At 72.0% G+C, this 13,372-nt stretch carries 13 protein-coding genes; 5 read left to right on the forward strand and 8 right to left on the reverse strand.

The window, feature by feature from the left end:
• Position 1: 1 nt before the first annotated feature.
• From ACH34R_RS25095 to ACH34R_RS25115, 5 genes are all read right to left on the reverse strand, one after another.
• A complete protein-coding gene (locus ACH34R_RS25095) occupies positions 2-1,267 on the reverse strand; it encodes a beta-ketoacyl-[acyl-carrier-protein] synthase family protein (RefSeq protein ID WP_397563957.1) in 1,266 nt (421 codons plus the stop codon).
• A 91-nt stretch (positions 1,268-1,358) separates the two neighbouring features.
• Positions 1,359-2,177, reverse strand: coding sequence for a hypothetical protein (locus ACH34R_RS25100; RefSeq protein ID WP_397563958.1), 819 nt, complete (start codon positions 2,175-2,177; stop codon positions 1,359-1,361).
• Positions 2,174-3,106: an ABC transporter ATP-binding protein gene (locus ACH34R_RS25105; RefSeq protein ID WP_397563959.1), complete on the reverse strand. Its 933-nt coding sequence runs from the start codon at positions 3,104-3,106 to the stop codon at positions 2,174-2,176. Before ACH34R_RS25105 ends, ACH34R_RS25100 begins: the two co-directional genes overlap by 4 nt.
• 123 nt (positions 3,107-3,229) lie before the next feature.
• Positions 3,230-3,898 (reverse strand): response regulator, encoded by a 669-nt coding sequence (locus tag ACH34R_RS25110; protein WP_397563960.1) that lies wholly within the window; start codon positions 3,896-3,898, stop codon positions 3,230-3,232.
• Positions 3,876-5,048: a sensor histidine kinase gene (locus ACH34R_RS25115; RefSeq protein ID WP_397563961.1), complete on the reverse strand. Its 1,173-nt coding sequence runs from the start codon at positions 5,046-5,048 to the stop codon at positions 3,876-3,878. Before ACH34R_RS25115 ends, ACH34R_RS25110 begins: the two co-directional genes overlap by 23 nt.
• Before the next feature lie 1,125 nt (positions 5,049-6,173).
• Here ACH34R_RS25115 and ACH34R_RS25120 point away from each other — a divergent pair.
• Entirely contained in the window at positions 6,174-6,923 is a 750-nt protein-coding gene (locus ACH34R_RS25120) for a BTAD domain-containing putative transcriptional regulator (RefSeq protein ID WP_397563962.1), read from the forward strand.
• Here the strand turns inward: ACH34R_RS25120 and ACH34R_RS25125 are convergent.
• A complete protein-coding gene (locus ACH34R_RS25125) occupies positions 6,855-7,637 on the reverse strand; it encodes a response regulator transcription factor (RefSeq protein ID WP_397563963.1) in 783 nt (260 codons plus the stop codon). The two genes, ACH34R_RS25120 and ACH34R_RS25125, sit on opposite strands and share 69 nt — an antisense overlap.
• Positions 7,638-7,778: 141 nt before the next feature.
• On the opposite strand from ACH34R_RS25125, the gene ACH34R_RS25130 reads away from it, so the two are divergent.
• From ACH34R_RS25130 to ACH34R_RS25145, 4 genes are all read left to right on the forward strand, one after another.
• On the forward strand, positions 7,779-8,711 hold the full coding sequence (locus ACH34R_RS25130) for an acyltransferase domain-containing protein (protein WP_397563964.1): 933 nt from the start codon (positions 7,779-7,781) through the stop codon (positions 8,709-8,711).
• Between the two features lie 11 nt (positions 8,712-8,722).
• Positions 8,723-9,829 (forward strand): acyl-CoA dehydrogenase family protein, encoded by a 1,107-nt coding sequence (locus ACH34R_RS25135; protein WP_397563965.1) that lies wholly within the window; start codon positions 8,723-8,725, stop codon positions 9,827-9,829.
• A 79-nt stretch (positions 9,830-9,908) separates the two neighbouring features.
• Complete coding sequence (locus tag ACH34R_RS25140) at positions 9,909-10,643, forward strand: hypothetical protein (RefSeq protein ID WP_397563966.1); 735 nt, start codon at positions 9,909-9,911, stop codon at positions 10,641-10,643.
• Positions 10,640-11,200 carry a TetR/AcrR family transcriptional regulator gene (locus tag ACH34R_RS25145; protein ID WP_397563967.1) on the forward strand — a complete coding sequence of 187 codons (561 nt, stop codon included), beginning with the start codon at positions 10,640-10,642 and terminating at the stop codon, positions 11,198-11,200. Before ACH34R_RS25140 ends, ACH34R_RS25145 begins: the two co-directional genes overlap by 4 nt.
• A gap of 7 nt (positions 11,201-11,207) precedes the next feature.
• On the opposite strand, the gene ACH34R_RS25150 is transcribed toward ACH34R_RS25145, so the two are convergent.
• Both ACH34R_RS25150 and ACH34R_RS25155 read right to left on the reverse strand, forming a co-directional pair.
• On the reverse strand, positions 11,208-12,098 hold the full coding sequence (locus tag ACH34R_RS25150) for a DNA-3-methyladenine glycosylase family protein (RefSeq protein WP_397563968.1): 891 nt from the start codon (positions 12,096-12,098) through the stop codon (positions 11,208-11,210).
• A 35-nt stretch (positions 12,099-12,133) separates the two neighbouring features.
• Positions 12,134-13,153 carry a LacI family DNA-binding transcriptional regulator gene (locus ACH34R_RS25155; RefSeq protein ID WP_397563969.1) on the reverse strand — a complete coding sequence of 340 codons (1,020 nt, stop codon included), beginning with the start codon at positions 13,151-13,153 and terminating at the stop codon, positions 12,134-12,136.
• Between the last annotated feature and the right edge of the window lie 219 nt (positions 13,154-13,372).

Raw genomic sequence — 13,372 nt, forward strand, 5'->3', positions numbered from 1 at the left:
GTCAGCCCCCGTTCCCGAGCCGGCTGAGCAGCATGGCGCTCTGGAAGCCGCCGAACCCGCTGCCCACCGAGAGGACCGTGTCCACCCGCTGGTCCCGCGCGTGGATCGGGACGTAGTCCAGATCGCACTCGGGGTCGCGTTCGCGCAGGTTGGCGGTGGGCGGGACGAGGCCGTTCTCGATGGCCAGGGCGCAGGCGACGATCTCGATCGAGCCGATCGCGCCGAGCGAGTGCCCGATCATCGACTTGATCGAGCTGACCGGGGTCTGGTAGGCGTGGTCGCCGAGCGCCCGCTTGAAGGCCGCCGTCTCGTGCCGGTCGTTCTGCTTGGTCCCCGAGCCGTGCGCGTTGACGTAGTCCACGGCGTCGCCGTCCATGCCCGCCTCGGCGAGCGCGGCCGTGATGGCCTCGGCCATCTCCCGGCCGTCGGGCTTGAGCCCGGTCATGTGGTAGGCGTTGCAGCGGGTGGCGTAGCCGTTGATCTCGGCGATGATGTGCGCGCCCCGGCGGCGGGCGTGCTCGTACTCCTCCAGCACCAGCATCGCCGCGCCCTCGCCCAGCACGAAGCCGTTCCTGGTCAGGTCGAAGGGGCGGGAGGCGTGCTCGGCGTCGTCGTTGCGCGGGGTGGTCGCCTTGATCGCGTCGAAGCAGGCGACGGCGATGGGCGAGATGGGCGCGTCGGTGGCGCCGGTCAGCACGACGTCGGCGGTGCCCTCCTTGATCAACTGGTGGGCGTACCCCACGGAGTCGAGGCCGGAGGTGCAGCCGGAGGAGACGATCGCCGCCGGCCCTTCGGCGTCGATGACCCAGGCGACCTCGGAGGCGATGGCACTCGGCACGAAGTAGTCGAACAGGTGCGGCGAGGCGTAGCCGGGATCGACCAGCCAGTCCCGGCCGGAGTCGGAAAGGACCAGGTACTCCCGCTCCAGGCTGGTCGTCGCGCCGACGGCGGTGCCGACGCTGACGGCGACCCGGTGCGGGTCCAGCTCATCCGGCTCGATGCCGGCCTCGGCGACCGCCTGGCGTGCCGCGACCACCGCGAGCTGGGTGGCACGGTCCATCCGGCGGGCCTCGCGGTGGGTCAGCCCGGCGATGGCCGGGTCGAAGTCGCACTCGGCGGCCACCTGGGACCGGAAGGGCGAAGGGTCGAAAAACGAGATCCTGCGGGTGGCCGTCCGCCCGGAGGCCAGCAGTTCCAGGAAATCCTTCGTCCCCGTTCCACCGGGCGCGAGCACCCCCATCCCGGTGATCACGGTTCGTCGATCCATGAGGCGCACACTCTCCCTCTGCGGCATCGGCTGTCACCAGGGAGAGTGTGCGACGACCCTCAAGATTCACTTGAGGACCGTTTGAGATGGGTCAGGCGTCCCGCCGCTTCAGCACGAAGGCGGCGGCGCCCAGCAGGACCACCAGATACCCGCAGAACACCAGGAAACCGGGCAGCGGCGCGAGCGTGCCGGCGGCCTGAGTCTCGCTCATGAACGCCTTGCCCGCGGTCGCCGGGAGGTAGGGGGTGATCACGTCGGCGATGGAGGCGGGCAGCAGCATCCCGGCCAGCGAGTCGAGCAGGAAGACGGTGAACGAGACGATCGAGACCGCCAGGGCGGTGCTGCGCAGCAGCGTGGCCACCGCGATCGCGCTCAGGCCGACGCCGGTCAGGTACGCCGGCGCGGCCAGTACGGCACGCAGCACGGAGGGATCGGCCAGGGACGGGGCGACGCCGTACGCGGCCAGGAACGGCGACCCGGCGAAGAACGCGATCAGGCTCGACGCCAGCATCAGTGTGAAGACGACACCGGCGAAGACCAGGCACTTGGCCCACAGCACCGGCAGCCGCCGCGGCACCGCGGAGAACGTCGCGCGGATCATCCCGGTGGAGTACTCCACCGAGACGTACAGCACGCCCAGCGCGGCGATGAGCAACTGAGCGAACGCGACGCCGCCCAGGATCGCGCCGACCGCCGTACTCGGCTGGAAGGGCGGTCCGTCGGTCTCCAGCTCGCCCGTCGCGAGCGGCTGCGCCATCGCGCTCGCCGCGATCAGGCCGATGCCCACGAGCACGGCGACCGACAGCAGCAGGGCGAGGGTGGTCGAGCGCACCGACCGCAGCTTGATCCACTCGCTGTTGATCACGCGGGACAGGCTGACGCCCGGCACCGAGACGGCCGGGGCGGTCATGAGGCCCGCTCCGTGGCGAGCGGCGTGCGGTACTCCACCGCGTTGCCGGTGAGCCGCATGAACGCCTCTTCCAGCGATGCCTCCACGGTGCGCAGTTCGTGCAGCGGGATCGCGGCGAGCGCGGCCTCGTCGCCGATCCGCCGGGCCGCCATGCCCTCGATCTCCAGCAGGTCGCCCTCGTGCCGCCGGGTGATCGTCACGCCCGCGCGCTGCACCAGGTTGCACAGCCGTACCGGGTCGGGGGTGCGCACCAGTACCCGCAGCCGGGTGTCGGACACCGACCTGAGGAGCCCGTCCACCGGCTCGTCGGCGATCAGCCGGCCCTTGCCGATCACGATGACGTGCTCGGCGGTCTCGGCCAGCTCGCTCATCAGGTGCGAGGACAGGAAGACGGTGCGGCCCTCGGCCGCCAGGCCCTTCAGCAGCTCGCGGATCCAGACGATGCCCTCGGGGTCCAGGCCGTTGACCGGCTCGTCGAGCACCACGGTGTCCGGGTCGCCGAGCAGCGCGGCGGCGATGCCCAGCCGCTGCGCCATGCCCAGCGAGAAGGCGCCCGCCCGGCGGTGCGCGACGTCCCGCAGGCCGACCAGCTCCAGGAGGTGGTGGACGCGGCGGCGGGGGATGCCGTTGGTGGCGGCCAGCGCGAGCAGGTGGTCGCGGGCGGACCTGCCCGGGTGGGCGGCCTTGGCCTCCAGCAGCGCGCCGATCTCGCGCAGCGGCGCGGGATGTTCGCGGACGCGGCGTCCGTTGACCAGGGCGACGCCCTCGGTGGGCTCGTCCAGGCCGAGGATGAGCCGCATGGTGGTGGATTTGCCCGAGCCGTTCGGGCCCAGGAACCCGGTGACCACTCCCGGCCTGACGGTGAACGTCAGGGAATCGACGGCCAGTGTGTCGCCGTACCGCTTCTTGAGGTTCGTGACTTCGATCACGGATTCACGATGCGGCAGCGGCGGCCTCATCCGCGTCGTCCGAGCGCAGTATCCGTGACGGCCTGCCGTCGCAGGAGACGGGGCCCCGGCGTGGTCCGCTCGCATGAGCCGTGGCCCGCGGCCCTACGCGCCGGGCAGCCGTACCAGCCCCGTCCGGTAGGCGGTGATCACGAGCTGCGCCCGGTCTCTCGCGCCCAGCTTGGTCATGGCCCGGTTGACGTGCGTCTTCACCGTGTACGGCGACACGCACAGCTCCTCGGCGATCTCCTCGTTGGACAGCCCGGTCGCCACGTGCGCGACCATCTCGCGCTCCCGGACGGTGAGCACTTCGAGCAGTTCCGACGGCGCGGTGTCGGCCTTGACCGGCCGGCTGAGGAAGCGCGTGATCAGCCCCTTGGTCGCCTTGGGCGAGAGCAGGGCCTCACCCGCGTGGACGACGCGGATCGCCTCCAGCAGGTCGCGCGGCTCCACGCCCTTGCCGAGGAACCCGCTGGCCCCCGCCCGCAGCGCCCGGAACACGTACTCGTCGATCTCGAACGTGGTCAGCACCAGGACGCGCGCCCCGGCGAGGGCGTCATCGGCGGTGATCTCCTGGGTCGCCGCCAAGCCGTCCATCTCCGGCATCCGGATGTCCATCAAGATGACATCGGCCCCGGTCTCGCGGGCCAGCTTCACGGCCTGCGCGCCGGTCTCGGCCTCGCCGACCACGCGCAGGTCGGGCGCCGACTCGATGAGCGAGCGGAAGCCCTTGCGGATCAGCGTCTGGTCGTCAGCGAGCAACACTCGGATCATCGCGGTTCCCGTCTGTCAGGTGGCTTCCGTCGAGCGGCAGGCGGGCCAGCACGGCGAACTCCCCGGCGGACGCCGGCCCGGCGACGAGCGTGCCGCCCACCGAGGCGATCCGCTCGCGCATGCCGACGAGCCCGTGTCCGGTGCCGGGGACGTCGCGCTCGCGGGCGTCGGCGCACTCGTTGCGGACGTTTATCGTGAGTTCTTGATCGGTGTAGGACATCGTCACCTTGGCCCGCCCTCGTCCATATTTACGGGCGTTGGTGAGCGACTCCTGGAGTATTCGGTAGGCGCAGAGGTCGACGGCGGGCGGGCACGACCGGGGCGCGCCGGACACCGTTCTGTCCACCCGCAGCCCGGCTCCGCCGAAGGAGTCGATGAGCCGGTCGAGGTCCGCCAGCCCGGGCAGCGGCTCCAGCGGGGCCCGCGGGTCGCCGGACCCGCGTAGTACGTCGAGGACCGCGCCGAGTTCGTCCAGCACGGTGCGGGCGGCGGTGCGGACGTGCCCCAGTGCCTCCCCGGCCGCCTCCGGTCGTTCGCGGAGCAGGTGGGCGGCGACCCCCGCCTGCACGTTGACCACGGAGATGTGGTGGGCGACCAGGTCGTGGACCTCCCGCGCGATGTGCATGCGCTCCTCGGCCACCCGCCGCCTGGCCTCCTCCTCCAGCGCCAGCTCGGCGCGCAGGGCCCGTTCCTTGAGCGCCACGAGCAACAGCCGCCGGGTCGTGGTCGCCTGGCCGACCGCGATGCCCGCGAGCACGCCGATGACGGACGGCACGGGCCCGCCCTGCGAATCCAGGGCCAAAAGCCGCTCGGCGACGGCGAATCCGGCGCAGAGCAGGACCGCGCAGCCGATCGCCACGGCGGCGGCGGTCGCCCGCTCCGACACCGTGCCGACGGTGTAGGCGGTGAGCAGGATCGCGGCCAGCGCCGGCTCCATGACGCCGAGCGGGTCGGCGCCCGCGGTGGCCAGGACGGCGAGGAGCAGGGCGGGGATCGGCGCGGGGCGGCGTACCGCGACGGCGAGGCCGAGCAGCGCGGCCAGGACGGGGAGCCAGGGGGTGTCGGGCCTGGAGGTCGCCAGGTGGGGCTGGAAGAGGGCCGTGCCGGTGAGGAGGGCCGCTGCGGCGATATCGATGGAGATCGGAGGCAAGCGAACGATATGTCGCCATAAGCCCGGCGGTCGCACGTCACCACACTAACCGCGGACCGGCAGGCCGGCCTACCGGATGTTTTCGGCCCGCCACCGGGAAGGCGGCGGGAGAGCAGATCCCGCGATGGGAGGCAACCTGCGGATACGCGGTCTTTACCCTTGTCAGGGATGCCGGACTGTCACGTATCGGACGCGGTGTGGCATGAGCGTGAAGGCCGCGGCGCGGATGTCGTGGATTTCTTCGCCGATTTCCAAGGGGTCCTTGCGGGGCGCCGGAGTTGGCTCTTCCCTGCGCCCCTTCGATCGCCGACGCGACGCCATTCATATGGAAGCGCGTTATGGTTTCGGACGCCCGCATCCCACGGGAGCCTCGGTGGTGTGCCCGCCTTGGGGCCGGATGCCGGCGCAGGCTCCACACCCTCCGGCGCTGCCCGCCTGCGATCCGTTCGCGGTCGCCGGACGGGGCCCCGTGCCATCGGCCGTCCCGGCGCCGGTCCGGCCGGCTCATGGCCGCCATGGCGGCGACCTGTGATGTGACAGAGGACACACCGGTTGCGCGCGGCACGGCTCCGGGGTGCGACGGCGTCGCCGGTGAGGCGGTGGAGGCGGGCCGTACGCGGGCCGCACCGCTGGTGCGGAGGGCCGGACATCCCGGCGCGCCCGGTCGTCCAGGGTCGTTGGTGGCCGCTTCCAACGGGTCGCCACGCCGATTTTCGGTCGGGCCGATATGCCGTCTGGCCGACACTGTGGTGGCGTGGACGGCCGTGGCATCGCCCGTCGTTTCCGCTGAGAGCGCCTCTCTTTCGCCTTTTTTCACGCTTGTTCGTCCTTTGTCAGGATCGGTGTGCGGGATTGATCACCACGTGGTTGGATCTTAAACTATTTACCTGCGTGTAATCCCGGGCCGCGGTGCCGGCATTCAGATTTCACCTGGGCCCACTCGTGATCTTGCCCGGGGGTGAACGCCTTTCTCGGCCACTACCTCTTTAGTGGCATCGCATTTCGGGCGGCTTATGTATAGCTATATTCTGCTGAGGAATTTCAGTACCCAGGCCGGTGGATGCAAGATTTCCGCCACTCACGGGAGGCACCATGGGGACGTCAAGATTCACTGTGCTCGGGCCGATGGAGGTGATGCACGATGGCAGAGCCTGTACACCAAGCGCGCCGAAGGTGCGTCAGGTCCTCGCCCTGCTGCTGGTTTCCGCCAATCGGCTGGTGCTCGTCGATTCCATCATCCAGGAGCTGTGGGGGAACAACCCGCCGAAAAGCGCGCTGACCACTACCCAGACCTACATCTACCACTTACGCAGCCTGATCGAACGGGAACGGCTCAGCGGGACGGGGCGCGAGCTGCTGGTGACCAAGCCCTTCGGCTACACCCTCCTCCTCGATCAGGACCAACTCGACCAGGGCCGGTTCGACCGCCTGGTGACGCAGGCCGCCGGCCTGCTGCGCCAGGGCCGGTACGAGGCCGCCTCGGCCGACCTGCGGGAGGCGCTGGCCCTTTGGCAGGGCCCGCCGCTCGCCAATGTCACACAAGGACCGCTCCTTCGCTCGCACGTCGTCCATCTGGCGGACCGCCGCACGCACGCCATGGAACTGCGTATCGAGGCCGACCTGCACCTGGGCCGGCATCGCGACCTGATCGGCGAACTGAGGAGCCTGATCGCGGAAAATCCGCTGCACGAGTGGCTGCACGCCCAGCTCGTCAACGTGCTGAGCCAGGCGGGTCGCCGCGCGGAGGCGCTTGCAGCGTTCCAAAACCTGCGCGAGATTCTGGCGCGCGAACTCGGGCTGGACCCCTCACCGGCGGTCCAGCGCCTGCACCGTGAGGTGCTGCTGGGGGATCGGACGCTGGCCATCTCGGCCTGATCCGGGGGCCGGCGCGTGCTGGGTGCCGGCGGCGTCGTGGGGGGAATTCCACGTCGGTGAGGCGTACGCCGCCTTGTTGATCGCGTCGATGCGCGACACGGCGCCGAGTTTGGCGTAGATGTTGCGCAGATGTCGTTTCACCGTTCCTTCCGTGATGGACAGCCGCGCGCCGATCTGCGCGTTGCTCAGGGCCTGTGAGACCAGATCGAGCACTTCCTGCTCGCGTGTGGACAGACAGGCCCGCCACCGTGGCCCGTCGCCGCCATCCGCCTGCCGCAAGGGGGGGAGATGCGAAGGTGACGGGCCTTCAGTATGCGCGGCGACGTCGCGCGCGGCGACGTTGCGCAGGGCGAGCACGAGATCGGCCCGCGTGCTCGTGCTCCGCAGGCACCAGTGCGTGCCCTGCTCCAGAGCCTCCTCCACGGGGGAGGCGTTCCGCAGTGACAGTACAACGATCTTGGTGCGCGGCAGCCGCCGCCGTACCTCCCGCAGCACCCGCAACTCCGCCGCCGGCCGGTCGCCGCCCGTGCTCAGCAGCACCACGTCCGGGCGCAGCCGGGCCGCCACGTGCGGCACCTCGGCGGACGAGCGGGCCTCGCCCACCACGGCGATGCCGTGCGCCCCGCCGATCCAGTCCCTGAGACATTCCCTGAAGATCACATGATCCACGCCGAGCAGGACTCCTATGCCCCCTGACGAGTCCGTGGCATCCATCCGATGGAGCTCCCTCCCTCGACCGCCTTCCTGTCCCACTCTGCCCGGTGGTTCTGTCATGGGTCGCATACGACTCTGGTACGGCCTGCGTGTCGAGGACTTCTCAAGTCTTGCTTGAGGACCGCCGCCCACGCTGGGCCCATGCGAGACATCAGGCAGCCGGTGGCGCTGCTCCTGCCCGGACAGGGCGCGCAGTTCCCGCGCATGGCCGCCGAACTGTACGGCGGGCAGCCGGCCTTCACCGCGGCGATGGACGAGTTCTTCGACGCATGCGGCGCGCAGGGCGCGAAGCTGCGGGAGGAGTGGCTGTCCGGCGACCCGGAGGTCCCGATCGACGATGTCACCCGCGCGCAGCCCCTGCTGTTCGCGGTCGATCACGCGATCGGCCGGGCGCTGATCGACGGTGGGACGCCGCCGCGCGCGCTGCTCGGGCACAGCGTGGGCGAACTGGCCGCGGCGGCGCTCGCGGGCGTGTTCAGCCTGGCCGAAGGCGCCGAACTGATGTGCCGGCGGGCGGAGGCGGCCCGGCTGATGCCGCCCGGCGGCATGCTCGCGGTCGCCGCCGCCCCCGATGACCTGACCCCCTACCTCGGCGGGGACGTCGTGATCGGCGCGTGGAACGCGCCACGGCAGTGCATCGTGTCCGGCCCGGAGCCGGGGCTGACCGCCGCCGAGCGGGCGATTCGCGACGGCGGCCTCATGTGCCGCCGGGTGCGGGCGCTCCAGCCGTTCCACAGCCCGGTACTTCGGCCCGCCGCCGAGGAGTTGCGGCGCTGCCTCGCCGGGATGACCCTGCGGCCCCCGGCCATCCCGGTCCGCTCGTGCCGGACCGGGCGGTGGGTCACCGCGGAAGAGGCCGTCACGCCCGAGTTCTGGGCGATGCAACTGGCCGATCCGGTGCTGTTCTGGCCCGCGCTCGACGGCCTGCTCGGCGACGGGCAGGGTTACACGCTCGTCGAAGCCTGCCTCAGCCAGCTCGCCCCGCTGGCCAGACGCCACCGCGCGGTACGCCCGGGCGGCAGCGCGGTCGTGACGCTCGGCCCCGACGCCTTCGCCGTGAAGGCCCCGATGTGAAGGAGACCACCATGACACTCAGCGAGACCGGGCTCATCGAGGCGGCCGATGCCGCCGCCAAACTGGCCGGCGAGCGGGCCGCCGAGGCGGAGGAGGAGCGGCGCCTGCCGGAGGACGTCATCGCCGCCCTCATCGACGCCGGCTTCGCCCGCCACTTCGTGCCCGCCGGGCACGGCGGGTACGAGGCGACGTTCACCGAACTTCGCCAGGCGCTGCTCAACCTGGGCGAGTCGTGCGCGTCGGCGTCCTGGTGCGCGCTGATCCTGGCGACCTCCGGCCGCATGGCGGCCTACCTCCCGCCCGAGGGGCAGGCGGAGGTGTGGCGGCGCGGGCCCGACGCGGCCATCGCAGCCGCCCTCGTGCCGTCCGGCACGGCGGAGGCGGCCCCCGGCGGGTGGCGTCTGTCGGGGGAGTGGAACTTCCTGAGCGCGGTGGACTTCTCCGACTGGGCCCTGCTCTGCGTCGGTGTACCGGGCGGGCCGAGCTTCTTCGCGGTGCCCCGCGACGCCTTCCGGGTCAAGAAGACGTGGTTCAACCTGGGCATGCGCGGTACGGGCAGCAACAGCGTGGTGGCCCAGGACGTCTTCGTGCCGCACCACCGGTCGGTGCCGTGGAGCACCCTTCTCCAGGGCGGCAGCGAGCACTCGGACGCGATCTGCCACCAGACACCGCTGGCCGCGGTGGCCGGGCCGCTGTTCGCCACCCCGGCGCTCGGCTCGGCCCGGGCGATGTTACGGGCCTGGACCGGCACGATGCTCGCCAAGGCCGAGGGCAGCCTGCCGCCGCCCGCCCAGCAGGCCCTGGCACGCGCGGGCGCGGAGCTGGACGCCGCCGACCTGGTCACCGAACGCGCCCTCGACCTGGCCGACCTGGGCGGCTGCACGCCGGAGACGGCCGCGCGCAACGCCCGTGACGCCTCCCTGGCGGCCGAACTGACCCGCGCCACGGCCAACCGGCTGTTCGAGTCGGGCGGCAGCCAGGCCCAGCGGGACACCAGCGTGTTGCAGCGCCAGTGGCGGGACATCCTGACCGCGACCTCCCACGCGGCCCTCCGCTTCGACCTGACCAGCGGCATGTACGCCAAGACCGTCGAGGCCGCCCCGCCGCCCGCCGGGTGACGACGCAGGCCAGGGGACGAGTTACTACATCCGTTGCGACTTACTACAGATGTAGCGGAGAGCTGCTAAAACTGGACGTATGACACAGGCCACCATCCGGCCCGGGTCGTGCACCTTATGCGAGGCGATGTGCGGTCTTCGCATCACCGTCTCCGGCGACCGGGTCATCGACATCCGGGGCGATGAGGACGACCGCCTGTCGGCGGGGCACATCTGCCCCAGGGCGCTCGCCCTCGCCGGCGTACGGAACGACCCCGACCGCCTGCGCCCGCCCGTGCGGCGCACCGCGGGCGGCCGGCCGGAGATCACCTGGGACGAGGCGTTCGGCCTGGTCAGCGGGGAACTGGCGCGGATCGGCCGGACGCACGGCGCGGGCGCCGTGGCCACCTGTCTCGGCAACCCGGTCACCCACGGCCTGGGTGCGATGACGCACGCGCCGCCGTTCGTCGCCCTGCCCGGCACCCGCAACAGATTCTCCGCCGGGCCGGTGGACCGGTCGCCGCCCCGGTTCGCGCCCCGGCCGCTGATGGGCCGCCGGAGGGTGCTGTTCGGCCCGCGCAGGACCGAGACCGCGCGGCTCGGGGCCGAGCACCACTCGATCCGGCCGGGCACCGCCGCCGCCCGCTACGGGCGGATGGGCGTGTCCACGCTGTGCCGGTGGGGTGTTCAACTGCTGAACATCCGCACAGGCGACCTCGACCGGCCCGGCGGCACGTTGTTCACCAGGCCCGCCGCGGACCCGATCAGGACCGGCGAGCGCGGCCCGCTCACCGTCGAGCCCGAGCGGTCGCCGGCGGAGGGGACGGGGCGATGAGCACACGCAGGGAGCGGGCGGCCGACGCCGCCATCGAGGTCATCGCCGAGGAGGGGATGCGCGGCCTGACCCACCGCGCGGTGGACGCTCGGGCCGGGCTGCCGCCCGGGAGCACCAGCAGTTGTTACCGCACCCGCCTGGCGCTGCTCGGCGGGGTGCTGGCGCGGATGCTGGAGCAGGACGAGGCGTCGCTCGAACGGCTGCCGCAGGGCGCGTGGCACAGCCCTGAGGAGGTGGCCGACGCCCTGGCCGGACTGCTGGGGTACTGGCTCGGACCGGCCAGGACACGGACCCAGGCGCGGATGGAGCTGTACCTGGACGCGGCCCGCCGGGCACTGCTCTGGGAAGAGCTGGACGTCGCCGGGGCGCGGTTCCTGCGCAAGGCCGAAGAGGGCCTGCGCGCGGCGGGAGTTCCGGACCCCGTTCCGGCGGCCCGGATGTTCGTGGCGCAGATCGACGGCGTGCTGTTCGACGCCCTGGCCCGCCCGGACGGCGTGGACGGGGCCTGGCTGCGCTACACCGCCGAGACGATCGTGCGCAGCCTGCCGCGGCCCTGACGCGCGGCTAGGCGGGCGGGTCGTCCAGGATGCCGTAGGCGTCGGCCCGGAACAGGAACGACGCCCACGAGCGGTAGGGCCGCCAGGCGTCGGCCACGTCGCGGTAGGCGGCGGGCGGTGCGTCCTCCGCCAGCCCGTACGCCTCGCGCAGCAGGGCGAACAGCCGCGGCTCATCGCCGGGGAACGCGTCGGGCGCGCCCGCGCCGCGGATCAGGATCAGCCCGGCCGAGAACGGCCCGACGCCGGGCAGCGAGCGCAGCTCGGCCAGGGCGTCCGGGGGGCTCAGCGAACGCAGGTACTCGGTGGTGAGCGGCCCGTCCAGCGCCGCGCGGGCCAGGCCGCGCAGCCACTCCTCCTTCTGGGCGGGCAGGCCGAAACCCCCGGCGTCCAGCAGGGTCATCGGCGGGGGGAAGGCCGCGTGGTCCTCGCCGTCGATGGTGACCCGCGCGCCGTACCGCTCGGCGATGCGCGCCTTGATCTTGGCGGCGATGTGCATGGAGGAACGTTGCACGATCACCGCCCAGCAGGCCGCCTCCCACGGGCTCCAAAAGCACACCGGCCGCAGGCCGGGCCCGCGTCGCTGGAGGTCACCGACCACCGGGTCGGCCTCGCCGACGGCGGCGAACCCGCTGCCGTCCACGTCGAGGGAGAAGATGCGGGCCACCTCCGCGCGGATCCGCGGCCCGGCGGCCCGCGTGGTGGCGACCGCGACCCCGCCGGGCGCGGCCGTCATCCGCACGCCGATGGGCAGCCAGTCGGATTCGGCGCAGTAGGCGAAGCGCAGCGCGCCGCCGTCGGTGGGCAGCGCGCCGGTGGCCGGCCAGTCCTCGACGAAGCGCAGCGAGGCCCCGAAGTCGAACGGGCCCTCGGCGGTCAGCGTGAATCCGTGGGAGGTCATGCGCGTATGGTAGGGGCCCAAATGATCGGGCAGGGTCACGCGGGTCGCGGCGCGGTGGTCTCCCTGGGGATGAGCCGGTGGCTCAGCACGGTCGTGGTGGTGTCGTCGCCGCCCGCGCACGCCGGGTTGTCGATGATGTGCCGGGCCGCCATCGCGCCCATCTCGTAAAGCGGCAGGCTCACCGTGGTGAGCCCGACGAACCGGGCCACCCGCAGGTCGTCGATGCCCGCCACGGACACCTCGCCCGGCACGTCGATGCCCGCCTGCCGCAGCGCGCTGAGCGCGCCGACCGCGGCCTCGTCGTTGGCGGCCAGGACGGCGTGCGGCAGCGGCGGGCGGGCGATCAGCCGCATGGCCGCCGCGTGCCCGGCCTCGTAGTCGAAGCCGCCGGGCAGGCACTGCGCCTCGGCGGTGAGGTCGGCGTCGCTCATGCAGGCCAGGAAGCCGTCCCTGCGCTCGCGGTTGGCGATCATGCCGGGCGGTCCCTCGACGAACGCGATCCTGCGGTGCCCGAGTGAGATCAGATACTCGGTGATCTCGTAGGCGGCGCCTTGGCTGTCGGCGGTGATGACGTGGCAGCCGAGGTCGCGGGCGGTCAGCGACACGCTGTGGATGCCCTGCTCGCGGGCCTCGCGCACGGCCTTGGTGAGATCGTCGGCCTGCGGGTCGTCGACGTGGCCGCTGCCCGCGAAGATCACTCCGGCGGCGCGGTAGTCGCGCATGGTCCGCAGCCGGTTGATCTCCGTGGTGGTGCGCCGGTCGACGTTGGAGAGCATGGTGACGTATCCGGCGCGGCTCGCCACGTCGTCGGCGCCGCGGGCGATGACCGAGAAGTAGGGGTTGACGATGTCGCTGACCAGGACGCCGACCAGGCGGCTGGTGCGGGAGACCAGCGCCCGGGCGAGCGCGCTCGGCGAGTAGCCGAGGCGGGTGGCGGCCTCGATGACCCGGGCGCGGGTGGCGGCCGAGATGGGGTGAGTGGAGCCGTTCAGCACCCGTGACGCGGTGGACACGGCCACGCCGGCCTCCCGGGCCACGTCGGCCAGAGACGTCATCGCCACCCTCCCTAGGACAACGTTTGCCTAATGATGGCAGGCCGTGGCTTGAGTTGGCAAACCGAGCGCCCGACCTATGTGCATACAACCTGCAGAATCCTCTTGACGTTTTTGTGGTACGGCTCACTACCATGTCCGCACGGCATACGTTTGCCTAGTCGATGACCTTGCTTCTCAAGGCTCGGGCCAGTGGCCCGGGCGACCAAGGAGGGCCATCGC

This window comes from Spongiactinospora sp. 9N601, from assembly GCF_044326295.1.
GTDB lineage: Bacteria > Actinomycetota > Actinomycetes > Streptosporangiales > Streptosporangiaceae > Spongiactinospora > Spongiactinospora gelatinilytica.